Source organism: Planobacterium oryzisoli, assembly GCF_015354315.1.
Taxonomy (GTDB): domain Bacteria; phylum Bacteroidota; class Bacteroidia; order Flavobacteriales; family Weeksellaceae; genus Planobacterium_A; species Planobacterium_A oryzisoli.
Map to the genome: position 1 here is coordinate 1 of NZ_JADKYY010000007.1, position 21,371 is coordinate 21,371.

Consider the following 21,371-nt stretch of genomic DNA (forward strand, 5'->3'; position numbering starts at 1 on the left):
TCAAGAAAAGGACGGCATAAACCGTCCTTCTGCTTGGGCTAAAAACCCAAAATCTACTTTTTTAACCCCAATTGGCTAAAAACAAAAGACTGTCCTCATTTTTAGTTATGGGGACAGCCTCTTGTTTTTTTACTGTGGTAAGGAGAGGATCTGCTCGGAGGCTTCTTTGGAGCGCACTTTTTCAATGATGTGCGTACAGATTCCTTTGGAGTCAAAGAGAAATGTCTTTCGTACAATCCCCATATATTCCCTGCCAAAGGTTTTTTTCTGCTGCCATACCCCAAATGCTTCCAGTACCTCGTGGCTGGTATCACTTAATAAATCAAACGGCAGAGTGTTTTTACTGTGGAATTTTTTCTGCTTGCTTACCGGGTCGGCGGAAATACCCACCAACCGGTACCCTTTCTTCTCAAGCTCCTTAAAATGGTCCCGCAGATTACATACCTCTACCGTGCAGGTAGGCGTACTGGCCTGGGGGTAAAAGAACACCACCAGGGGACGGCCTGCAAAATCGGCAGATTCTACCCACACCCCTTCCTGATTTTCCAACTTGAACTCCGGCAATGAAGATCCTATTGTCACCATATTAGATTATTTTTGCACTAAAGTACATCTCTTATGACAAAAAAGCAAAGAGCCCAGATTGTCCAGCAGGAGCTGGAAAAACTCTACCCCGTAACGCCTATTCCTCTGGACCACAGCGATCCCTTCACGCTTCTGGTCGCCGTAGCCCTCTCGGCGCAGACCACCGACAAAAAGGTTAATCAAATTACTCCTGCTCTTTTTCAAAAAGCGCCGGACGCACTGTCTCTTTCGCGCTTAGAAGTACACGAAATAAAAGAGCTAATCAAGGAAATCGGCCTTTCCAACACCAAGGCCAAGAATCTGAAAGCCATGGCCCAAATGCTCGTGGAGAAACACGGGGGGATTGTGCCCCAAACCTACGAGGAACTCGAAGCGCTTCCCGGAGTAGGACATAAAACGGCCTCGGTGGTGATGAGTCAGGCCTACGGAATTCCAGCCTTTCCGGTGGATACGCATATTCACCGGCTCATGAAGCAGTGGAAACTAACGAAGGGTAAAAACGTTGTGGAAACAGAGCGCGACGCCAAAAGCCTTTTCCCAAAAGAGAAATGGAACACACTGCACCTACAAATTATTTACTACGGAAGGGAATATTCCCCTGCCAGAGGTTCGCGCGCCGGGGATTATATTACGCGCATGCTCTTTGAAAAACCTACGACATAAGGGCGCGTACGCGGTCGGTGAGATCCGAAATCTCAAACGGTTTGGAAAGGTGCGCGTCGGCCCCTACATCCGAGCTGATCGGTCCCGCATGGGGATGGGCAGAAATTAAAAGGACCTTTATATCGCTGGTGGAATCGTCCCCCTTCAACTGCTTGACAATTTCGCGGCCGTCGATTCCAGACATAAGCATATCCGTTACGATAAGTCGGGGCTTTTGCTGCTTGATCATTTCAAATACAATGATGGGATTCGTACAGCTCCGGCACTTAAATCCTTCCGAGGTGAGCACATCTTCTATCAAAGTGCAGATCTCTACGTTGTCATCGATTATAATTATACTCATAAACCCCTAACTAATTTTCCGTTAGTGCCTTAATTGGCGCATTCAAAAATAAACATTTTTAAAACAGATACCAATTTTTAATTAATACCCGAAAATATTTGGCAAATTCCGTTCCACATTTTACATCAAATCACCGAGCGCATTTAAAATTATCCATTCGAGGACTCCCGCTCCGCTTTTGCCCACTGCTTTAATTTACGTTCCAAAACTCCGAGCGGAAGACTGCCACTATTTAAGACCTCTTCATGAAATTCCGGTAGGGAAAAGCGCTCACCCATCTGTTTTTCAAGTGTTTTACGAAGCTCCATAATCTTCATTGCGCCGATCTTATAGCTTAATGCCTGCCCCGGTAGTGCCATATAGCGTTCAATTTCTGCAATGGCCGCGGACTTTTCGTAGGCAATCTTGCTTAAAAAGTAATTCACGGCCTCTTCGCGTTTCATTTTTCCGGTATGCAGACCGGTATCTACCACCAGACGCACGGCGCGCAGCATTTCATCGCTTAAAGCGCCCATTTTCTGGTAGGGATCCGAGTAGAGGCCCAGTTCCGGTCCCAGCGATTCGGTATAAAGCGCCCAGCCTTCTCCGTACGCCCCGATCCAAGAAAACCGCATAAAGGCAGGGAGCTTTTCGTTTTCCTGCTGCAGGGAAACCTGATAATGGTGCCCGGGAATGGCCTCGTGCAGAAATAAAGACTCCATCCCGGAGGTCACATTAAACGTGGCAGGGCTCGGAAGTGGGATATAAAAAATACCGGGGCGCTCGCCATCCGGAGTTCCGGGCCGGTATTCGGCGCTTGCCGATTTTTCGCGGAAAGCTTCCGTTTGTCTGATTTCAAAGCCCGATTTGGGGGTGCTGCTAAACATGGTTTTAAGCTTGGGCTTAATTTTATTATGTATCTTCTCAAAAGCAGAGAGTACCTCCTCGGCATTTTCATACGGCATGGCCTTGGGATCGGTCTTGATGTATTCCAGAAACGCAGGGAGGGAGCCTCCAATGCTCAGCTGCTTTTGAACCGCCTGCATTTCTTTTTCGATCCGCGCCACTTCGCTGAGTCCTATCTGATGGATCTCCTCCGGCGTCAGATCGGTGGTAGTCCAGCTCTTCACGTAAAATGCGTAGGCCTCCTCACCCTTGGCGTTGGCATTATAGCCATGGGTATCGCGTGCTTTGGGAAGGTATTCTTTCTCTAGAAATTCCGCCAGTTTCTTATAGGAAGGGATTATTCGCGTGTTGATGGTTTGCTGGTACTCCCGGGTAAAACGTACTTTAGCGTTATCGCCAAACGACTCGGGGAAATCCATAAGGGGCTTGTAAAAAATATTCTTCTGCAAATCCGAAGAAGTGATTTCATCGGCTAAGAGTTGGGGGATCATCTTAATTACCAAAACCTTGGGAAGCACCACGCCGCTTTGCATCCCTTTTCTGAAGTTCTCTATAGCGGTGTCTGCCCAATTGGGAAACTGGTTCATCCGCTTGAGCCAGTTCTCATAGTCTTTTTCGGTTTGGAAAGGCTGTGCGCCCTGACCGCTTCCCAGTACCGGAAAATCCAGCGGAAGGCCGGAAAACTGCGTGAAAGGAATATACTCGGGATGGTAGGCGTAGCGCTCTATTTTTTCTTTCAAGGTATAATCCAGAACATCGTAGATGATCTTTTTTTCTTCCGAGAGGTTCTTGTACTCGATCTGCTTCATCTGACTGAGCACCTCATTATAGAAGGCAATTTCCCCCGATATGAATTCCTCGTCGATATCCACCGGAAGTAAATCGTTGTAGCGGTTGTCCCCCTGCATGGTGGCCTCCAGGGGATACATCTTCAGGTACTGCTCGTAGTAATTCTTGGCGATGGAGTCAATTTCCACAGGAGTCACGCGCGTTAATGGTGAATCCTTACGCTTACACCCTACAAGGGAAAACAGTAAAATTCCTAGCAGAATTGAAACCTTTAAAGAGTGGTGCCACATAACTTCTATATTTTACGCTAAAATAGCAATTTATGCCTACATGGGGCAATCGGGAATTGCCGCCTACTTTTAGAGAAAAACAGGTTCAGTCGCGCGCACTTTACGACAATTTTCTATCTTTGTTTGCATATTTACAGCACCTATTAACACTAACAATGAACTTGTAGTTTCATGAAAGGGATTTTAAAAATTTACCATCCGGAAGAAACACTCAAATACCATCTTCAGCACACCTATTGCAAGGCGGTTTTCAGTAATATGGAACACCTTTTAGAACTGGATATTGTAACCGACGATTCCCTGGATCATGTGGAGGACGATTCGCTTCAGTACCACTTCCCCCAGTTGGCATTTAAAATATCGGATTTTCCGGTGCCTGGTGAAGAGCTTTCGGGCCTTACTCTTGAACTGCCGGAGAACGCTGAGGAAAGCTTTTGCGAGGTGGACCTGTACGACGATGAAGACGCCTTTGTTACGGAGAATACACTTTCTTTTCAAAACAATTCAGAGGGCGTATTAACCCTTCACTGGCAAGGCCAGATCTCGGATTTTCTCACCGGCTCCACAGATCCCCTGAACTTTAAACTGAAATGCGATTTTTCGCCGGAAACCCTCGATATTGAGGAAGATTAATTTCGATTATTATATATTAGCCCCTTATTTTAGACAAAACGGTATTAAAAAATAAATAAAATGCAGGAAAATTCTACGCCCATACAGAACATTACCCTACCCGCAGGCCAGCCCTCACAACAAATATTCTCTCTTTGGGATATTCTTACCAGTGGCGGAGTGGTCGGAAATATCATCATGGTGCTCATTTTCCTTCTAGGCCTGCTCGCGCTTTATGTTTTTATTGAGCGCTATCTGTTTCTCTCCAGGGCCTCGGTGCAGACACCGGATTTCCTGGAAAATATTGATGATTTTGTCCAGCAGGGCAAAATAGAGGCCGCCGTAGATTACTGCCAGAGCGTTAACTCGCCCGAGGCGCGGATGATCGAAAAGGGACTGACCCGGATCGGGCGCCCCATTGCCGATATATCCAACGCGATGCAAAACCAGGGGCAACTCGAGGTATCGCGCTTTGAAAAGAATTTGAACCTGCTGGCCTCTGCCGCCGGAGCGGCGCCCATGCTGGGATTCTTAGGTACGGTAATAGGAATGATCATGGCCTTTTTTGAGATCTCCAATGTTACCGGTGCGGTGAGTCCCAAGCTTCTTGCCTCGGGAATCTATACGGCGATGGCTACCACCGCAGCGGGACTTGCAGTGGGCATCCCGGCCTACTTCTTTTACAATATCCTGGTGACCAAAGTAGACCGCATGGTGCTTAAGATCCAGACGCACGTGAATGAATTTCTAGACACCTTAAACAAACCTATCTAATGGAGCTGAAACGAAGAAACCGAATAAGCGCGGAATTCAGTATGGCCTCCATGACGGACATCATTTTCCTGCTGCTTATCTTTTTTATGATCACCAGCTCTGCCATCAGCCAGAGCGCCATTGATGTGAAACTTCCGGAAGTCTCCACCGAGGCGGTACCGGCGCAGGACCCCACCACCATATCCATAACGAAGGAAGGGGCCTTTTACCTAAACGACGAGTCTATAGAGCGCACGCTGTTGGAACAGAAATTGGTAGCAGTACTTAGCGGGCAGCAAGACAAAACATTTACCATTCGAGCCGATAAGCAGACCCCGCACGGAGACGTGGTATTTGTGATGGAAATTGCCGAGAAACACCAGTATAACCTTGCAATTGCAACACTACAGAATAATTAATGGCCACTAGAACTACCAGAACACTGCAGGAAACAAGGGACCGAAGGCTGAGCGCTTTTTTAACGGCCCTGTTCGCTGTTTTGCTTCTGATTTTCCTTTACTACTACAATTTTTCCCGTAGCGTGGAAAGCGCACCCTCCGTTACCACCATGCTCCTGAACTTTGGAGATAATACCGACGGAAACGGCGAGATAGAACCCGCTAACCAGCTGGGATCGGCCTCCTCTATGGAGCAGACTACCACTACAGAGACTGCCGCCCAGGCGCAGATACAAACTGTGGAAAAAGTGCTTGTAGGCACAAGTAAGACCGCGGCCGTGCAAAAGGCCAGCACAGAGCCCAGAAAGACTACGAAGCCATCCAACACACAGAATACCACGCAGCGAAAAACCGTCTCTACCTCTAAAAGCTCGACCACCTCACAGACCAAATCCCAGGGCGATGCCCGGGGGACGGCCGCCGTAGGAAACCTTCTTAAAGGGAAAGGGGCCACTACCGGATCCCAGGGAAGTTCCACTACCAGTGGCAATGCAGGCGATCCTGTGGGCGGCAGCGGAAACGGGGACAGTAGAATTGGGGTGGACCGCAAGCTCATAGGGTTTATCCCCGGAACCATGGGGCGGGGCGGCTCCCAGCCAAGCCACGACTGCGATGCTTCAGGAACCATCACTATCAACTATACGGTCGATCAGGCCGGAAATGTAACCTCTGCGCGCCGCGCCTCGGGACTTTCCGACCCGTGCATTACTGCCGTTACCGTAGAATGGGTGAAACGCTATGTAAAGGCCGAACGCAGTACAACTACCTCTACCGGTTCGTACCGAATTACTTTTTAATATGGAAGACACCAGGGACCTTTTCCGCTACAAACAGGCAGTGGACTGGCTCTTTGCTCAAATCCCCAACTACCAGCAGCAGGGCGCTTCGGCCTACAAGCCGGGTCTAGAAAACATCAGCGCTCTTTGTGCGCACTTTGGAAATCCACAACTTGCCTTCCCTACCGTGCATATCGCAGGGACCAATGGAAAGGGATCTACTTCCAGTATGGTGGCCTCCATGCTCCAACGCGCGGGATACAAAGTGGGGCTCTACACCTCACCGCATTTAATCGATTTTACCGAGCGCATTAAGGTAAACGGGGCTCCGGCCGATAAAGAATTTGTAACCGATTTTATTGAGCAGCTGCAAGCTATTGCTGGGCGCGTTTCGCCGTCCTTTTTTGAATTTACTACTGTAATGGCCTTTGCGTATTTTAAGCACAGCAAAGTGGATATTGCAGTAATCGAGACGGGCTTGGGAGGACGCCTGGACGCCACCAACATAATAACCCCACTGGTGGGCGCCATAACCAATGTAGATTTTGACCACACCGATTTACTGGGTTCTACCTTGGAGGAAATAGCAACGGAGAAAGCGGGAATAATAAAGCCGGACGTTCCCATCGTCTGTGGGGATGAGAATCCCATCGTGCGCGAAGTGATTCAGAAAAGAGCCTCTATGCTTAATGCTCGATTTGTGGACGCTACTTCAGTGTCTACTACAATGCAGTCGGATCTAGAAGGCAAGTACCAGCAAAAGAACATAAAAGTAGCTATTGCTATCGTCGAGCAGCTTACAGGACTGGGCTTTGAAGTTTCCACGGAGGACCAAAAAGAAGGCCTGCTTACGGTTAGTGCATCCACGGGGCTAATGGGTCGCTGGCAGATTTTCTCCACAGATCCTCTCATTATCTGCGATACGGCGCACAATCCCGCAGGCCTCAACTACGTATTTAGGCAACTTCAGGCGTTAGAGCGACCGCTCCACCTTGTTTTAGGCTTTGTAAAGGATAAAGATGTACAGGAAATTATTTCCCTACTTCCAAAAGAAGCGCACTATTATTTTGCTGCTCCTTCCGTAGCAAGAGGACGTGATCCCAAAACCTATGAAGAATTATTAAAAAAAGAAGATTTACGCTATAATTTTTTTCCAAGTATTCAGCAGGCCTATTTATCTGCATTAAAGCGGCTTAAGAAATCCGACGTTCTATTTATCGGCGGCAGCAACTTTGTAGTAGGCGAATTTCTTGAAAAAAATTTGGAGAAATAAAAAATCGTCGTATATTTGCCGAACCAAAAATAAGGGTTCTTAGCTCAGTTGGTTCAGAGCATCTGGTTTACACCCAGAGGGTCGGGGGTTCGAATCCCTCAGGACCCACTTATTTAACAAAAAATCCCGCTTTTTTTAGTGGGATTTTTTCTTGCCGCAAGGGGCGGTTAGCTCAGTTGGTTCAGAGCGTTGCGTTGACATCGCAGAGGTCGCTGGTTCGAGCCCAGTACCGCCCACATTAATTAGAATCTCCCAGAAATGAGGAGATTTATTTATTCTAAACATTTTTTCTGCCAAATTAAACGTGGACGATAATTTGCATTATCAAAAAGTTTTAATATCGCCAGTACGCCTTAAAATTCATTAATTTAAAGAATATAATAGGGTTCTAATCCCTCCAACTCCACTTTTAAAATTATAACCACTTGTCTTGCAGGTGGTTATTTTTATTCAATCATTTTGTTCTCCACGCTGTCCCCACCATGAGATATTACTTCAAAATTTTTATACGTAAATCCTAATTTTCCACGTAATAAATTTTTGATTTACCAAGTAGGGGGCACCCTCAAAATCAACCATTGGACGGGGGGATGTTCTGCATATCGGTACACTTAGTACCTATATACTACTTTTTAACCTGCAATACGAAAACGGATATTTTCTTATTTTCACCTATCGTTCGACAACTATCTTTTTTTGCTGGGCTCATTTCCTATTTATACCCACCTAAAAATCTAATTTACTACTACCTTACGGCAGCGACAACTTTAAATTCACAAAAAAGCTAGGATTATTCGCAAAAGTACGCAGCCAGTATTACTGACATACTGCTAGTTCAGCAACCCCTTCACGATTCATGAAAGAATAAATAAAAAATCCAGTCTTCCCACGGTAAGGTTTATTACATAACATACGCAATAATTGTAAGTACTTACAAATGCTTAATATGTTTGTAGGCCTTTAATAACAGGTCTTTGGGAGAATATTTTTAATGAATCTTGTAAAGCGCAATTGCGTATATTTGGAGTTATATGCCACTTTAAGACCGAACATCGATGATACATTTGTTCACAGAAAATCTACCATACAAATTAAGCGAGCAAATGAGGTTTGAGTATAATCGAAGACTTAGCGACATCAATTACTTTATTTCTGGTAGATACGATTATTATGCTCATCTAAAAAAAGACATTGAGACAATTCAACTTCTTTTGGCGTTATCGATTTTCTACAAGCGTGTTCTCTCGAACTTTGACTCTGCAACGAAATTTACTTCTCGTGTTGTTTTCAAAAGTGAAGCTGTTTCCGTGCAGTTGGGAACATACGATTTGTCTGCTAATGAAATTTTCAAACTGAACAAAACTGTATTGACCTTCAAGAAACTTATGGAAGAATATTCAATCCCGTTGGGACTTTTTGAGTATTTAGAAACAAAGGAACTTCTTCGAAAAATCAAAGTTTATAAAGACGGATTAGACAGAAATAAAGACAATGGCTAATCCATTTAAAGATATAAAAGAGCTAACAAGAGATGTGGAAACGTATTTGCGAAAAAATCGGTCTGCAATCTACAACAATTCGAAGAGGATAAGTGACTTTTTCGAAATGGCTTGTTATAACAACATTGTACGTTTTTATGAAAACAACGGCTACGAAGTTGAAATAAAAAATCTCCAAAAAACCAAATTCAACTATAAATGCACAACAGCAGGCAATCCTTCGAAGTACTCTTATTTTGAAGTAAAGAGAAAAAAGGGAAACTTGGAATTAATTTTTGAAATAAGACACAATATTAACGTTCAATCCTATCATAGTAATGACACTTATACAACGCCAGACATATGCATAATAAAACCTAATTCGATTTTAGATAGTGATGATTTTTATGATAGTAAAATGAAATATTATTACATAGAAAATAAAGCATTAATATCTTTTTGTGAGGTAAAGAATTTTAATCCCTATCCTGAGTTATTGTTTAATTTTATTGGAGTAGTAAATGAGTTAAGACCTCACTTACTGAGACAGGTTAGAAGTAGTGGTAATTCTCATATTGCGACAACTTTAATGGTGTCTGGAAAGTCTAATAAGCACGCTGATAGAATAATAGCAAATTTGCAAAGTAGATACCACATCAACGTCTTATCTGACTTGTTTAATATCGGAGGAATAACTTTTGGAAGACACGCAATAAATAGGATTAAACGAGTATAAAAAACGGCAAATAACTAAGCTTTCGTCTTGTCCGCAGGGCATGAGATGAAAGTCCGTTGAACGGAACCTTCGGTAGCTTTTTGGCAGTCTATGGAGTTATCGTTTTTAGAATTTAGATACAGAAAGCAGTTTTTTAGAATGACTGCTTTTTTTTGTGGCATTTGGTAGCCTTTTATGAGTGTTTTCTGCGGAGTTTTCTTCGCTGTAGAACACAGATTCCCTTACCCACAAAGTTTAGTTTGCAGACAAAGGTTGGGTGACGAAAAGATATTCCTGCGGCGGACCACGCTGACCGAAAACAGTAATGGTGATCAGGTTTCCTTCCTTGCAGCATCGGCATTTATTGAGCAGCGTTGTGGGTGTTACCGCCAGGATCTTGATCTTTAAATCGGATTGCAGTGCCTGGATTTTCCCGCTTTTCCAGCTGCTGCTCAGGATCCCGTAATGCCGGATTCGTACAAACCTTCTCGGTAGAATATGAAGACTGAAGCGCCGAATAAACTCCTGGTTGCTCAGGGTCATTTCCTTTTTCTCCCCGCCTTTCCGGTAATCCTTGTAGCCAAAGCGGACCTGCTGATCCGTTACCTCTTTGATCCGATGGTTGCTGATGGCGACTTTGTGGGTGTATCGCCCCAGGTATTTGATCACCTGTTTCGGTCCGCCAAAAGGTCTTTTGGCATAGACGACAAAGTTTTTGGTGAAGAGTTTCTCCATTAAATCCCGGTCAGTAATTCCACAAGCTCTTATAAATGCCACAAACTTCGCACGGAACACTTTGCTCATCGCTTTCACCGGAAACAGGTATTTGTCGGTTCGTACTTTCTTTCTCCATTTTCCCTGCCTGTTGATACCACCCCCCGGAACAATGCAATGTAAATGAAGATGAAGGCTTAGGTTTTGTCCCCACGTGTGCAAAACACCAATCATTCCCAATTCCAACCCTTCGGTTATGCCGAATTGGTTTAAAGTACCCCAGGCGGCTTCAAACAAGATCCAGTAAATGATTTGTGGTTGAGAGATTGCCAGAGCGTTCAACCTTCTAAACAAATGGAATTTGGATATCCACTTCTAATTCCGTTTATAATCTTGATTTTCATAAACTCAAAAAAACAAAATAATAAATTTGAACTTACTTTTAAATAAGCAGAAACCTGAAAAGCTACCGGAGGTTTAGTTCAACAGCGGTTTTGCGTTATGGGGGCTGACGTGCTTCGCAGAAACTTTTGTGCAAAATTCAACATTTGTGCTTCGTGTGAACAGTAGTGCTAAAAATGCCCCACAACGCAAAGCCGCAACCCGTTATCGATAGTAGGGGATAAATTTTAATTTTCACGTTTATCAAATCTAGGCATTTTAAATTCCTCGATTCTTTTTTAATTTTTCATTTATCTCTTCCAGCATTTCTAACTGCTTCTGCTGTATGTGGCAAAGGTGCTTGTATTGGTCTATAATGGAGATGTCCAGCTTTTCATGAAGATTTCGAATTTCAATCTCGGATTTTAGATTAACCATATAGTCTTGAATTGCCCGTGTTTTATCCTTAGCTTCCTGTCGGTTCTGACTCATCATAATTACAGGAGCCTGGAGTGCTGCAAGACACGAGAGCACCAAGTTAAGAAGTATAAATGGGTAGGGATCGAAAGCACTTGCTTTAAACAGCGCATTGGCACTTATCCACCCCAGGAGAACAATACCAAAGAGTAAAATGAATTTCCAACTGCCACCAAAGGAAGCGATCCGGTCTGCCCACACTTCTCCCGGCGTTGGCTATCCTTCTCCACTTCGGAAATCTTCTGCGTAACTAAGGAGTCCTCACTCAAAGATTTGTGTATGATTCGGTGAATTTTATCCAGATGTTCATCCTTGCTGGCAAGAAGCTCACTGACGTAACGGTTGGAAGAAGTAGCCATGGGAAAAATATTTGCGGTTCTTCTCAAAATTAGTCAATATTTAGTTTGCGCCGCTTAAAGATTTGTACCTTAGCCTTATAACCCAATCCTATGTGCTACTACGTATCTTCGCAGCTCTCCAGAAAAGAAATCAAGACCGTATTTGGTGCCGATACTGTAGAAGAAAATTTTACGCGCTCGGGTTTTATAAATGGTTTTTCGCATCCTCTTCTACCCTTAATTTATGATGAGAATCCCACAGAGTGCAAAGCAGGTAGGTGGGGACTCATTCCTTCCTGGGCAAAGGATACTTCAATAGCACGATCCACCCTTAATGCACGTATTGAAACCCTGGAAGAAAAACCCAGCTTTAAAAATTCGGTTTCCAATCGCTGCCTCGTATTAGTAAATGGTTTTTACGAATGGAAATGGCAGGATACCCTGGGAAAAGAAAAAGTAAAACACCTTATTCAGCTCGATAACGGTAATATGCCGTTTGCTCTGGCAGGACTCTATTCAGAATCTCCGCATGCCACTTGTCCCACTTTCTCTATAGTGACAACCTCGGCAAACGAACTTATGGCCACTATCCACAACACGAAATACCGTATGCCTGTAGTACTTAACGAAACCATGCAATCCCAATGGCTACAGGGAGCGAAGATGGAAAATTTCTCGTTTCCACACTATGATCCCAGTTTGAAGGCATTTCCCCTTCTTTGATGGGCTAGATAGTGAATATCGAATCCTCGTCGAAGCAGTACACATCCCCTTTGGGGGTTCTGGTGGTATCCAGGCCCGTGAAGGTGCTGAATGCGGGAAGCAGTAAACTTCCTGGATTATGAAGAAAACAGGGAAGGCGAAGGCGGCCAGTTTTACTTTGCAAAACTACGCCCGGATGGACATGGCCGTTTATTTGAAAACCAGTGAAATCCGCCTTAAATTCGTGCACTACCGTAACTGGGCCTCTGGTTAGTTCAGGCAAAACCGCTCCTATCCCAATTTCTATCCAGCGCTTTTTGGAAATTCGGTCGTGGTTTCCTTCTACTAAAATGATCTCTATACCTTGTAATTCTTCAAGCCACTGAGAAAAATACGCCACATCACTGTTTTCACTGGCATGAAGTAAATCTCCTGCGACAACGATTTCCTTGGCATCGAAAAATTCGCAAAGTCCCTTAAGTCGGTCCAGGTCTTTGTGCATCACGCTAGAGGGAACCGCAATTCCGTTTCTCCGGAAATGGGCCGCTTTTCCTACATGCAGATCCGAGAGCACCAAGGAGCGGTACCTTGGCCAGTACAATGCGCGCTGGTTGGTCAGTACAAAGTGTTCACCCCTCAAATGGATGTCCTTTTCAGCTACTTGCATACGTTAATAGGAAGATTTTAAAATGAGCTCACTGTCCTGACCTTTTAGCTGGAGCTTTTTATGTAATAAGTTTAAAGCCATCTTGCGCATAAAACTGTCCTTATCCACCAGATCCCAATACGGAATGGAATGCACCTTTTCTGCAGGACGTACTACCGTAAATTCCGTTTCCCACCGGTCCTGGTCGTGGTAAAATTCTATAATGCCGCAGTGCTTGGGGATGTCCTCGTAGGGGACCATACCCATAGGAACTAAAAAGCTGAAGGAATTAAAAGCGTAGTCACCACAGCTTATTTTCTCATGCTTTAGAAAACGCTCCCCGGTCTGGGAATGTGTATAGAGCTTTTTAAAATCGTTTTTGAAATCCGCCTTGGAGAGTTTGATCTCAATTTCATGCGTGTATCCCATCGCATCAATGAGCAGTATATCGGCTTCCCAGTCGGCCTGAAAGTAATTGGTTAGGATGATTTGATTTTCCGTATCACAGCATTTCTGCAGAAAATTATACGAAAGCTCTTCCGGTTTTATTTTCACGCTCCAAAATTACAAAAAGATAACCACACGTTATCTCTTGCTGCTTCGCGAGCCTTTCTTCTTTAAGGCAGCCAATTGCATCCTGTGGATACGTTCTTTGAGGGTCTCACTGGAAATCATAGAGCGAAGGCTGTCCACCTTGATTGGAAAACTAAGTGGGGTGAAGGTCGGGGATTGAACCACGATTATTTTCGAGCTGTTGATGCGCTCAAAGGCTTGAGTTAATCGAACCTCCTCGAGCTGTTGGTTGAACACCTCATTATACGCCTGACGGATCAGTATGTGGCTCGGATTATGCTCTTCCAGCACACTGAATATCAGACCGGCAGACGCCTGCAGGGATTTGTTGTTACGCTGCTTTCCGTATAGGTTTTGAAGCACCAGTCCGGAAATCACTGCAATATCCCGAAATTTCCTGCGCGCCATTTCCGCCGCATTGATACTGGCCTCCACATCGCGCATAAGTCCCTCCGAGCGGAGCAGCTCTGCTATATTCTCCTGCGATACGGGAATCGGCTTGTCGCTGTAGAGTTCAAACCCGTAGTCGTTCATAGCCATAGAGAGCGAAATGTTAGATATCCGGGATATCCTAAGACCGATGAGCGTGGCCATTACTTCATGGACGGCGCGCCCTTCAAAAGGATACATGAACACATGGTGTCCGTCGCGGTTTTCAATTACCTCCACTAAAAACTCATCGTTTTGGGGCAGATGCGAGGATTCCAATTGCTTTTGCATTACAGGATGAAGAAATTTAAGTTCCTTTTCAGAAATCTTCGGCGAAAGGCTGCCCGATAGCTTTTCCCGCAAATACCTTCCCAGATCCGAGCTTAAGGGAAGCCTTCCTCCCAGATAACTCGGCGCTACGGCCTGGCCCTTGGAGCTTCGTACGTACGCCGTCATCTCTTTTATCATCACCAGTTCCAGAACTCTTCCCGCAAGAATAAATTTCTCGTCCTTTCTAAGTCGTGATAAGAAGTACTCTTCGACCATTCCGATATAGCCTCCGGAAATGAATTTGACCTTCATCATAGCATCACTTACAATCACCCCCATGTTCATGCGGTGCAGCATGGCAATTTTCCGCAACTGCACTTTGAAAAGTCCGTCCGAAAGTATTTCTATCTTTTTAAATTCGCTGTAGTTTTTAAGTGCCCCTCCGCCAGTAACCAAGAAATCGACAATTTCATGAAATTCACTCTCGCTCATATACGAAAACGCATGGGTCCGCTGAACCTTTGTCCATAAATCCTCCTTGTAAAAGCCTTCGCCAACCGCAAGGGAGACCGTAAACTGTGCAAGTACGTCAAAAGTCAGTACCATAGGATCCCGCCGCTCCACAACTCCATCCCTAACAGCCTGTTTTACCGCCGCTACTTCAATAAGTTCCAGCGAGTGCGTCGGTACGCAGTAAATTTTGGACACTTCAAATGGGGAATGGCCGCTACGGCCCGCGCGCTGCATAAAGCGCGCAACGCCTTTGACCGATCCGATCTGAATCACGGTATCGACCGGCTTAAAATCTACTCCCAGATCCAGAGAGGAAGTGGAAACCACGGCCTTAAGCTTTCCACTGGAAAGGCTCTCTTCAATCCATGTCCTGAGTTCTGCATCAATAGAGCTGTGGTGAATAGCAATCTGACCGGCAAAATCCGGATAAGCGTCCAGCAGAAGCTGGTACCACATCTCACTCTGGCTGCGGGTGTTGGTAAAAACGATGGTGGAGCGTGACCCCAGAATAATATCCACTACTTTTCCGGCCATTTTCGCCCCTAAGTGCCCCGCCCAGGGAAGCACCTCCACCTCATCGGGAAGCACCGGAATAATCTGCGTCTTCTTTTTTTCTTTAGCAACTATCTGGCAGGTGTTACGCTGCTGGTAAAGCAGCACCTCCTGGGCCTCCTGTAAATTACCGATCGTAGCCGTAATACCCCAAACCTGCAGTGCTATATTATAGGAGCGCACATGGGCTATACAGAGTTCGGTAAGCACCCCTCGCTTGGTTCCCAAAAGTTCGTGCCACTCGTCCACTACCACGCAGCGTAGGGACTTAAAATAGCTGGATGAATTTTTATGTGTAAAGAGAAGCTGAAAGCTTTCCGGGGTAACCAAAAGAATGTCCGGCATAGAACGCAGCTGCTTCTGCCGCACCTTAATATCGGTATCTCCATTGCGCACTCCTACCGTCCAGTCGAGCCCAATTTCATCGATGGCGCTTTGCATGGCTAGTCCTATATCCTTTGCAAGGGAGCGCAGGGGCGTGACCCAAACCATCTTTAGCCCCTTGCCATAATTTTCGGGACGGTTCATAAAATCAATGAGTATGCCCAAGAATACCGAGTAGGTTTTTCCAAAACCGGTTGGGGCCACCACCATACCGGAAAGACCCTCTGAGTAGGCGTGCCAGGTATTTTTCTGAAACGAGAAGGGAGTGCGGCCGGCCTTTTCCATCCACTCCGAAACAATCGTAAAACCTACAGACTGAAAGTACTTTTTTTTGGTCATGAAATCAGCTGTTTTATATCTTCAAGAGAATCTATCTCCTCCACTGATTTATCCCTTCTCCAGCGTACAATCCTTGGGAAACGAAGCGCCACCCCACTTTTATGTCGGGAACTGAAAGCAATTCCCTCAAATGCAATTTCAAATACCAGTTCGGGCTTTACGGTGCGGACCGGGCCAAACTTTTCCAGCGCATTCTTACTTACAAATCGGCTGACTTCCATAATCTCTTTATCGGTCAGCCCGCTGTAGGCCTTGGCAATGGTTACGAGCCGGTCCTGATCTCTCACGGCAAAGGTATAATCCGTGTAGTATCCGCTTCGTCTTCCACTTCCTTTCTGCGCGTAGATCAGTACAGCATCAATGGTAAGGGGAGCTGTTTTCCATTTCCACCAAATCCCCTTTTTTCTTCCCGACTCATAGGGAGCTGCTAAAGCCTTAAGCATCACTCCCTCGGCGTTGATTTCCCTTGAATTAGTGCGGATTAGGTCCAGATGCTCCCACGATTCAGGGCGGATGACTTGAGAAAGGGCAAGTGGCGATGGACCTAAGGAAGCCATAAAATCCTCCAGCACAGCGCGGCGGTGCTCTAGAGGTCGCTCCCGCAGATCCTCTCCGTCTTTTTCCAACAGATCGTACACAAAGCTAAAGACCGGTAACTCCTCTAAGAGTTTTTTGGTGACACTCTTTCGGTTAAGCCTTTTCTGCAGATCACTAAAGTCCCGGACCTGCTGCGGATCGCCCACCAGTAGTTCCCCGTCCAGTACAAAATCACCCTCCAGAGTAAGCACCGCATCGCGGATCTCCGGAAACTGGTCGGTGATTAGCTCTTCGCCCCGGGACCAGATAAAGACTTCCGCACTGCGCCTTATGATCTGGGCGCGTATTCCGTCCCACTTATACTCCACTAAAAACCTGTTATCCTCCCACTGCTCCTCTACTATTTTATCCACGGGATAAGCCAGACAGAACGGATACGGTCTTGAATTTCCCGGTGTTATATGGTTTCCCTCCAAAAGGCCCTGCAAAGATTCCGTAGTAGGGTCCCATTCCCCCATTAGGGCATGCATTAAATGGTTCACCTCTTTTCCGCTGTACTGCGCAAGGGCGGTGGTGAGCATCTTGGAAGAGACGCCCATGCGGAAACTTCCTCCCAAAAGCTTATTGAAGATAAAGCGCTGGACTCCTCCCAGAGAATCCCAGGCCGCTAAAATAAATTCCTTTTTTTCCTCTTCCGTCTTGTCCTTGAGATCGATTACTGCGCGCATCCAGTAATCCAAACTAAAACTCTCGCCCGTTTCCGACTCTGGAAGGATTAGGGCAATCGTCTCTCCTAAATCACCGACCGAGCTGTAGGATTCCTGAAACAGCCACTCCGGAATCTGCGCAGTCTCCATGGCGTACTTTTTAAGAAGCGTGGTCGTGATGGGACGCTTGGGCCGGCGTCCCAAAAAAAGCGCAATGACCCACAGCACATCGCGCTCGGGTGCACTGGAGAAATACTCCACCAAGGCAGCGATCTTTGCGCTGGTCTTGTTGGAACTTTCAAGTACCATAAACAGCTCCGTGAATCTATCCATCCTCCTTAAAAATTTTCAGTCTGTTCGTCGTCATCCCGTTTCTCACTGTACCCCGGTACCGGTACCGCAGAGGCCGATATTCCCTGCTCCCGTAGATACCGTGCAAATACTTCGGTTTGCCCGTGGGTGACATGCACATGCTCGGCCTCTGTGAGCTTAACGGCTTTAAGTAGCCCCTGCCAATCGGCATGATCGCTTATTGCAAAGCCCCGGTCGGCACTTCGCCACCTTCTTGAGCCCCGCACACGCATCCATCCGCTGCAAAGGCCGATTGCCGCATCGGGAATTTTTTTAATCACATTGCTGTCCATTAGTGCCGGAGGGACAAGTACTACTCCGCCCTTAAGATGTTTTACATCGGCAAAGAAGTCCTGCTCTATATAGGTAGGAAGCCCAACGCCTGCCTCAGTAAAGGCCTCATTTAGTTTTCCAATGGAACGGTGTACATACAATGGTCCTTTGCCTTCCAGCATTTTCATAAGGCGCTGGGCCTTTCCAAGGGAATAGCCCACAAAGACAGAGGTTTTACCCTGCGCCTGGTTTAGTTCTACCCAGTCGCTCAGCTCCTTGGATTGGGCTTGCTGCGTTTCCCAGCGGTAAATGGGAAGTCCAAAGGTGGACTCCGTTACAAACTCGTGGCAGCGTACAGGCTCAAACGGAGCGGAAATCCCGTCGTCCTCCAGTTTATAATCCCCAGAGACTACCGCTACATAGCCGCGGTGCTCGAGTCGGATCTGTGCAGATCCAATCACATGGCCCGCGGGATGAAACGATACTTTAACTCCGTTAATAGTAAGCGGAGTATTATACTCCACACCCTGCACCTCCACCGGGTCGGGAAGCCGGGAATGCAGGATCGACTTGGTATAGTGGTGTGCGATATATTGCTTCATCCCCCAGCGCGCATGGTCGGCATGGGCGTGCGTGATGAGGGCCTTTTTCACCGGGCGCAAGGGGTCCACATAAAAATCTCCCTCAGGACAGTAGATGCCTTCGGGAGTAAATTCCAGGAGGGGCTGCCTTTTTTTATAGTTCATAGTCATTCTTCCGCTCTTCTGGTGGAGATGGATGCATCGTACACATCTTTGCGCAGATACTGGATCTGTCCCACCGGCTGAAGCTCCTGCGGATTTTCAAAAGGATTAAAACTGGTTTTATGTGCAGGAATGAGCGAGCTGTCCTTGAGAGAGCCTTTTGTAAACTGAATTCTTCCCAGAGTGAACTCCGGAGCATTCTTCCATTCAACGCTAAGGTCGTTTACCGGCTGATTCTGCAAATCTGCGCACAGCTGCACGGTAAGGTCAAAATGTACATCGCCACTGCTTAGTGCCTGTTCTATCGAGCTTTGGTGGTCGCCTGTGTTCGTTAAAGGAACTTTCTTACTTGGGGTAGCTTTTAGCTTCATCATATAGGAGCCCATCCGGTACACACCTACGGAGTAATACGGAAATCCAATCGCACTCTGATTTTTTCTAAAAAGCAGTTTCACCGTGTTTTTAAGCATACTCCAAGAAAGAGCCGACGGTACCACACTCACTATATTTTTCAGCAGCCATGCCAGAGAGAAGGTGCGCTTGGTTTTTGTAGCGCTACTAACGGCAGCGTTGAAATTTGTAAATATCTGAAGTACTTTCTTAACGGATTTGATTGGAAAAATGGGAAAATTCACTAGTGGGAAGGACCACTCCTCTCCGTCGGAATAAATCTTAATGGCCATTCCGTAGGCGGGTAGAAATTGGTTAACCGGGCGAATCAAAGGATTACCGTGGGAATACCGAACCAGTACCTTATAATTTTCCTTATCAAAGATGCTACGTACCTGGGCAGGTAAATTATCGTTTGTAAAAAGATAACCCCTAAGTACCGAGAACGTTTGGGCGTGCGCATTGCGCGTAGCGAAAGGCTGCTTATTGATCGCGCGCGATTTTTTAACGAACTGCTCGACAGACTCTACCGTGCGACGCAGCCACTGCACCTCACTAGAGCTTAGGGTATTATACGAGCGGTCAAAGCGTACCAGAGTGTCAAAGTTCATAATTAGTATAGGCTAGGAAATCTTTATAACCTACTCATTTCCACTGCCAAAATCAGACCAGAGCGCAGCATAGCACGCTTTGGCGGGAAATTTTGAAAGGCTGGACCATTTAAATGAAACCCAAAACCGCTGGTAAAACCCTACTATTGTATGATGCGCATCTACTCCTTTAATATAAACAGTGTCAATGCCCGCCTTCCTTTGCTGCTGCGATTCCTGGAAACCTACAGTCCGGATATACTCTGCCTTCAGGAACTTAAGTGCACCAGCGCGCAGTTCCCTTTTCAAGAAGTAGAAAAAGCAGGATACAAAGCTCTGGTTAACGGGCAAAAGTCCTGGAATGGAGTAGCTGTACTTTCCAAGAACCACGATCTGGAATTGCGTAGCGATACCCTGGAAGGCGACTCCAGCGACACGCAAAGCCGCTACCTGGAACTACTAACCGGTCAGCTCATTCTCTGCTGCATATATGTACCCAACGGTAATCCTGTGGATTCCGATAAATATACCTATAAGCTCCAGTGGCTCCAAAGGCTTGCTGCGCGGATGGAAGCGCTCATTACCATGGAGCGACCCGTACTTGTAGTGGGCGATTATAATATTATCCCTACCGAAAAGGATGTGTACAAACCGGAGAAATACCTAAAAAATGCCCTTTTTACTGAAGAAGTGCGGGAGAAATTTCAGGAAATACTCCAGCAGGGATGGACCGATGCGCTTACGGACTCCGGGGAGTATACCTTCTGGGATTACTTTCGAAACGCCTACGGGCGCGACGCCGGAATGCGCATCGACCATATACTTTTTAACGAGCAGCTGAAAGAACGCGTACTATCGGCTGGAGTACTTAAGGAAGTTCGCGGATGGGACCGGCCCAGCGACCATGCACCCGTATGGATAGAATTAAAATAATTAATGAAGAGGACCGATAAATTATTGAAAATTAATTATTTTCTGCTATTTATTTATTTTTTTATATCTTTGCACTATAATTTTTAAATAAGGATCCTGTCCTGCTATTTCTGTCGGATATTTCAATATCACTAACACCAGTTCTACGCTCCCATCAGCACCCTCTTTTAATAAAGTATAAAAACCGCATCTGAAGGTACAGATGCAACCCAACCACACCTAAAAAATTTATTATAATATATGTCAGATTCTTTCTCTAAAAAAGAAAACCTAAAGAAAAAAATACAGAAGCAAAAAGAAAAAGCGGCCAAGCGTGAAGAACGTAAGACGCAAAACAACAAAGGAAAAGCGATCGAGGATATGTTTCTCTATGTGGACGCCAACGGACAGTTAACTTCAGTGAAACCCGATGAGCAGGAGAAACTGGAGATCAATGCAGAGGATATTCAGCTAGGCGCTGCTCCAATTATCGCAGAGGACCCACAGAAAACCGGGATTGTAACCTTCCTGAGCGACAAGGGCTACGGATTTATTACCGAAAATAATACGAAGGAAAATGTATTCTTCCATATAAATAATGTTTCCGGGGAAGTAAAAAAAGGAAACAAAGTCAAATACGAAAAAGAAAGATCACCTAAAGGATATTCCGCAATTAATATCCAGATCGTCAAGCAATAAATACAATTTTTAATTTTTAATACCATGCAAGAAGGCACAGTAAAATTCTTCAATGAAACGAAAGGTTTCGGATTTATAACTCCATCAAACGGTGGTGAGGACATTTTTGTTCACACTTCTGGACTGAACGGTAGAATCCGTGAAAACGACAAAGTAACTTTCGACGTGAAACAAGGAAACAAAGGATTGAACGCAATCAACGTAACACTAGCGTAACAATCAACCGAATAA

At 45.7% G+C, this 21,371-nt stretch carries 23 protein-coding genes, 2 tRNA genes and 1 pseudogene; 14 read left to right on the plus strand and 12 right to left on the minus strand.

What is annotated here, in order from left to right; all coding sequences use genetic code 11:
• Nucleotides 1-129: 129 nt before the first annotated feature.
• Nucleotides 130-585 carry a thioredoxin-dependent thiol peroxidase gene (gene bcp, locus IC612_RS06460; RefSeq protein WP_194739370.1) on the minus strand — a complete coding sequence of 152 codons (456 nt, stop codon included), beginning with the start codon at nucleotides 583-585 and terminating at the stop codon, nucleotides 130-132.
• Nucleotides 586-618: 33 nt separating this feature from the next.
• Here bcp and nth point away from each other — a divergent pair, with 33 nt between their 5' ends.
• The gene (nth, locus tag IC612_RS06465) at nucleotides 619-1,248 is read left to right on the plus strand and encodes an endonuclease III (RefSeq protein WP_194739371.1); all 630 of its coding nucleotides are present in this window, start codon (nucleotides 619-621) and stop codon (nucleotides 1,246-1,248) included.
• On the opposite strand, the gene IC612_RS06470 is transcribed toward nth, so the two are convergent.
• Nucleotides 1,238-1,591, minus strand: a complete 354-nt coding sequence (locus IC612_RS06470; protein WP_194739372.1) for a response regulator — start codon at nucleotides 1,589-1,591, stop codon at nucleotides 1,238-1,240. The two genes, nth and IC612_RS06470, sit on opposite strands and share 11 nt — an antisense overlap.
• Before the next feature lie 149 nt (nucleotides 1,592-1,740).
• Nucleotides 1,741-3,555 (minus strand): DUF885 domain-containing protein, encoded by a 1,815-nt coding sequence (locus tag IC612_RS06475; protein WP_194739373.1) that lies wholly within the window; start codon nucleotides 3,553-3,555, stop codon nucleotides 1,741-1,743.
• Between the two features lie 171 nt (nucleotides 3,556-3,726).
• Here IC612_RS06475 and IC612_RS06480 point away from each other — a divergent pair, with 171 nt between their 5' ends.
• From IC612_RS06480 to IC612_RS06520, 9 genes are all read left to right on the plus strand, one after another.
• Complete coding sequence (locus IC612_RS06480) at nucleotides 3,727-4,188, plus strand: hypothetical protein (RefSeq protein WP_194739374.1); 462 nt, start codon at nucleotides 3,727-3,729, stop codon at nucleotides 4,186-4,188.
• A 60-nt stretch (nucleotides 4,189-4,248) separates the two neighbouring features.
• Nucleotides 4,249-4,941 (plus strand): MotA/TolQ/ExbB proton channel family protein, encoded by a 693-nt coding sequence (locus IC612_RS06485; RefSeq protein WP_194739375.1) that lies wholly within the window; start codon nucleotides 4,249-4,251, stop codon nucleotides 4,939-4,941.
• On the plus strand, nucleotides 4,941-5,339 hold the full coding sequence (locus tag IC612_RS06490) for an ExbD/TolR family protein (RefSeq protein ID WP_194739376.1): 399 nt from the start codon (nucleotides 4,941-4,943) through the stop codon (nucleotides 5,337-5,339). Before IC612_RS06485 ends, IC612_RS06490 begins: the two co-directional genes overlap by 1 nt.
• Nucleotides 5,339-6,175 (plus strand): ferric siderophore ABC transporter substrate-binding protein, encoded by an 837-nt coding sequence (locus IC612_RS06495; protein ID WP_194739377.1) that lies wholly within the window; start codon nucleotides 5,339-5,341, stop codon nucleotides 6,173-6,175. The genes IC612_RS06490 and IC612_RS06495 overlap by 1 nt, the downstream gene beginning before the upstream one ends.
• Before the next feature lies 1 nt (nucleotide 6,176).
• A complete protein-coding gene (locus IC612_RS06500) occupies nucleotides 6,177-7,427 on the plus strand; it encodes a bifunctional folylpolyglutamate synthase/dihydrofolate synthase (RefSeq protein WP_194739378.1) in 1,251 nt (416 codons plus the stop codon).
• Nucleotides 7,428-7,460: 33 nt separating this feature from the next.
• Nucleotides 7,461-7,535, plus strand: a tRNA-Val gene (locus IC612_RS06505).
• A gap of 53 nt (nucleotides 7,536-7,588) precedes the next feature.
• Nucleotides 7,589-7,663 (plus strand) — tRNA-Val (locus IC612_RS06510).
• Between the two features lie 819 nt (nucleotides 7,664-8,482).
• A complete protein-coding gene (locus tag IC612_RS06515; protein ID WP_194739379.1) occupies nucleotides 8,483-8,926 on the plus strand; it encodes a hypothetical protein in 444 nt (147 codons plus the stop codon).
• Nucleotides 8,919-9,641, plus strand: coding sequence for a hypothetical protein (locus IC612_RS06520; protein ID WP_194739380.1), 723 nt, complete (start codon nucleotides 8,919-8,921; stop codon nucleotides 9,639-9,641). Before IC612_RS06515 ends, IC612_RS06520 begins: the two co-directional genes overlap by 8 nt.
• A gap of 234 nt (nucleotides 9,642-9,875) precedes the next feature.
• Here IC612_RS06520 and IC612_RS06525 read toward each other — a convergent pair.
• The 3 genes and pseudogenes from IC612_RS06525 to IC612_RS10005 all read right to left on the minus strand — a co-directional run.
• Nucleotides 9,876-10,694, minus strand: a pseudogene (locus IC612_RS06525) (IS91 family transposase); the annotation flags it as partial.
• 300 nt (nucleotides 10,695-10,994) lie between these two features.
• Complete coding sequence (locus IC612_RS10000; protein ID WP_317173997.1) at nucleotides 10,995-11,393, minus strand: DUF1003 domain-containing protein; 399 nt, start codon at nucleotides 11,391-11,393, stop codon at nucleotides 10,995-10,997.
• Entirely contained in the window at nucleotides 11,312-11,578 is a 267-nt protein-coding gene (locus IC612_RS10005) for a hypothetical protein (RefSeq protein WP_228512904.1), read from the minus strand. Before IC612_RS10005 ends, IC612_RS10000 begins: the two co-directional genes overlap by 82 nt.
• A 63-nt stretch (nucleotides 11,579-11,641) precedes the next feature.
• Between IC612_RS10005 and IC612_RS06535 the strand changes: the two genes are divergently transcribed.
• Nucleotides 11,642-12,253: an SOS response-associated peptidase gene (locus tag IC612_RS06535; protein ID WP_194739381.1), complete on the plus strand. Its 612-nt coding sequence runs from the start codon at nucleotides 11,642-11,644 to the stop codon at nucleotides 12,251-12,253.
• A 4-nt stretch (nucleotides 12,254-12,257) separates the two neighbouring features.
• On the opposite strand, the gene pdeM is transcribed toward IC612_RS06535, so the two are convergent.
• The 6 genes from pdeM to IC612_RS06565 are packed head-to-tail and all read right to left on the minus strand — an operon-like array spanning nucleotide 12,258 to nucleotide 19,550.
• Entirely contained in the window at nucleotides 12,258-12,899 is a 642-nt protein-coding gene (gene pdeM / locus IC612_RS06540) for a ligase-associated DNA damage response endonuclease PdeM (RefSeq protein ID WP_194739382.1), read from the minus strand.
• A 3-nt stretch (nucleotides 12,900-12,902) separates the two neighbouring features.
• Nucleotides 12,903-13,433, minus strand: a complete 531-nt coding sequence (locus IC612_RS06545) for a hypothetical protein (protein ID WP_317173998.1) — start codon at nucleotides 13,431-13,433, stop codon at nucleotides 12,903-12,905.
• Nucleotides 13,434-13,463: 30 nt separating this feature from the next.
• The gene (locus tag IC612_RS06550; RefSeq protein ID WP_228512906.1) at nucleotides 13,464-15,938 is read right to left on the minus strand and encodes a ligase-associated DNA damage response DEXH box helicase; all 2,475 of its coding nucleotides are present in this window, start codon (nucleotides 15,936-15,938) and stop codon (nucleotides 13,464-13,466) included.
• On the minus strand, nucleotides 15,935-17,515 hold the full coding sequence (locus IC612_RS06555) for an ATP-dependent DNA ligase (protein ID WP_194739383.1): 1,581 nt from the start codon (nucleotides 17,513-17,515) through the stop codon (nucleotides 15,935-15,937). Before IC612_RS06555 ends, IC612_RS06550 begins: the two co-directional genes overlap by 4 nt.
• A gap of 5 nt (nucleotides 17,516-17,520) precedes the next feature.
• Nucleotides 17,521-18,552, minus strand: coding sequence for a ligase-associated DNA damage response exonuclease (locus tag IC612_RS06560; protein ID WP_194739384.1), 1,032 nt, complete (start codon nucleotides 18,550-18,552; stop codon nucleotides 17,521-17,523).
• Between the two features lie 2 nt (nucleotides 18,553-18,554).
• Entirely contained in the window at nucleotides 18,555-19,550 is a 996-nt protein-coding gene (locus IC612_RS06565) for a catalase family protein (RefSeq protein ID WP_194739385.1), read from the minus strand.
• Nucleotides 19,551-19,700: 150 nt separating this feature from the next.
• On the opposite strand from IC612_RS06565, the gene xth reads away from it, so the two are divergent.
• The 3 genes from xth to IC612_RS06580 all read left to right on the plus strand — a co-directional run bounded on the left by xth (nucleotide 19,701) and on the right by IC612_RS06580 (nucleotide 21,356).
• The gene (xth, locus tag IC612_RS06570) at nucleotides 19,701-20,462 is read left to right on the plus strand and encodes an exodeoxyribonuclease III (protein ID WP_228512907.1); all 762 of its coding nucleotides are present in this window, start codon (nucleotides 19,701-19,703) and stop codon (nucleotides 20,460-20,462) included.
• Nucleotides 20,463-20,702: 240 nt separating this feature from the next.
• The gene (locus IC612_RS06575; RefSeq protein WP_194739386.1) at nucleotides 20,703-21,140 is read left to right on the plus strand and encodes a cold shock domain-containing protein; all 438 of its coding nucleotides are present in this window, start codon (nucleotides 20,703-20,705) and stop codon (nucleotides 21,138-21,140) included.
• 24 nt (nucleotides 21,141-21,164) lie between these two features.
• On the plus strand, nucleotides 21,165-21,356 hold the full coding sequence (locus IC612_RS06580; RefSeq protein ID WP_194739387.1) for a cold-shock protein: 192 nt from the start codon (nucleotides 21,165-21,167) through the stop codon (nucleotides 21,354-21,356).
• Nucleotides 21,357-21,371: the final 15 nt, after the last annotated feature.

Excerpts from the sequence above, each read along its gene's own strand:
- bcp (WP_194739370.1), bottom strand. The coding sequence starts at position 585 with ATGGTGACAATAGGATCTTCATTGCCGGAGTTCAAGTTGGAAAATCAG.
- nth (WP_194739371.1), top strand. The coding sequence starts at position 619 with ATGACAAAAAAGCAAAGAGCCCAGATTGTCCAGCAGGAGCTGGAAAAA.
- IC612_RS06470 (WP_194739372.1), bottom strand. The coding sequence starts at position 1,591 with ATGAGTATAATTATAATCGATGACAACGTAGAGATCTGCACTTTGATA.
- IC612_RS06475 (WP_194739373.1), bottom strand. The coding sequence starts at position 3,555 with ATGTGGCACCACTCTTTAAAGGTTTCAATTCTGCTAGGAATTTTACTG.
- IC612_RS06480 (WP_194739374.1), top strand. The coding sequence starts at position 3,727 with ATGAAAGGGATTTTAAAAATTTACCATCCGGAAGAAACACTCAAATAC.
- IC612_RS06485 (WP_194739375.1), top strand. The coding sequence starts at position 4,249 with ATGCAGGAAAATTCTACGCCCATACAGAACATTACCCTACCCGCAGGC.
- IC612_RS06490 (WP_194739376.1), top strand. The coding sequence starts at position 4,941 with ATGGAGCTGAAACGAAGAAACCGAATAAGCGCGGAATTCAGTATGGCC.
- IC612_RS06495 (WP_194739377.1), top strand. The coding sequence starts at position 5,339 with ATGGCCACTAGAACTACCAGAACACTGCAGGAAACAAGGGACCGAAGG.
- IC612_RS06500 (WP_194739378.1), top strand. The coding sequence starts at position 6,177 with ATGGAAGACACCAGGGACCTTTTCCGCTACAAACAGGCAGTGGACTGG.
- IC612_RS06515 (WP_194739379.1), top strand. The coding sequence starts at position 8,483 with ATGATACATTTGTTCACAGAAAATCTACCATACAAATTAAGCGAGCAA.
- IC612_RS06520 (WP_194739380.1), top strand. The coding sequence starts at position 8,919 with ATGGCTAATCCATTTAAAGATATAAAAGAGCTAACAAGAGATGTGGAA.
- IC612_RS06535 (WP_194739381.1), top strand. The coding sequence starts at position 11,642 with ATGTGCTACTACGTATCTTCGCAGCTCTCCAGAAAAGAAATCAAGACC.
- pdeM (WP_194739382.1), bottom strand. The coding sequence starts at position 12,899 with ATGCAAGTAGCTGAAAAGGACATCCATTTGAGGGGTGAACACTTTGTA.
- IC612_RS06550 (WP_228512906.1), bottom strand. The coding sequence starts at position 15,938 with ATGACCAAAAAAAAGTACTTTCAGTCTGTAGGTTTTACGATTGTTTCG.
- IC612_RS06555 (WP_194739383.1), bottom strand. The coding sequence starts at position 17,515 with ATGGATAGATTCACGGAGCTGTTTATGGTACTTGAAAGTTCCAACAAG.
- IC612_RS06560 (WP_194739384.1), bottom strand. The coding sequence starts at position 18,552 with ATGAACTATAAAAAAAGGCAGCCCCTCCTGGAATTTACTCCCGAAGGC.
- IC612_RS06565 (WP_194739385.1), bottom strand. The coding sequence starts at position 19,550 with ATGAACTTTGACACTCTGGTACGCTTTGACCGCTCGTATAATACCCTA.
- xth (WP_228512907.1), top strand. The coding sequence starts at position 19,701 with ATGATGCGCATCTACTCCTTTAATATAAACAGTGTCAATGCCCGCCTT.
- IC612_RS06575 (WP_194739386.1), top strand. The coding sequence starts at position 20,703 with ATGTCAGATTCTTTCTCTAAAAAAGAAAACCTAAAGAAAAAAATACAG.
- IC612_RS06580 (WP_194739387.1), top strand. The coding sequence starts at position 21,165 with ATGCAAGAAGGCACAGTAAAATTCTTCAATGAAACGAAAGGTTTCGGA.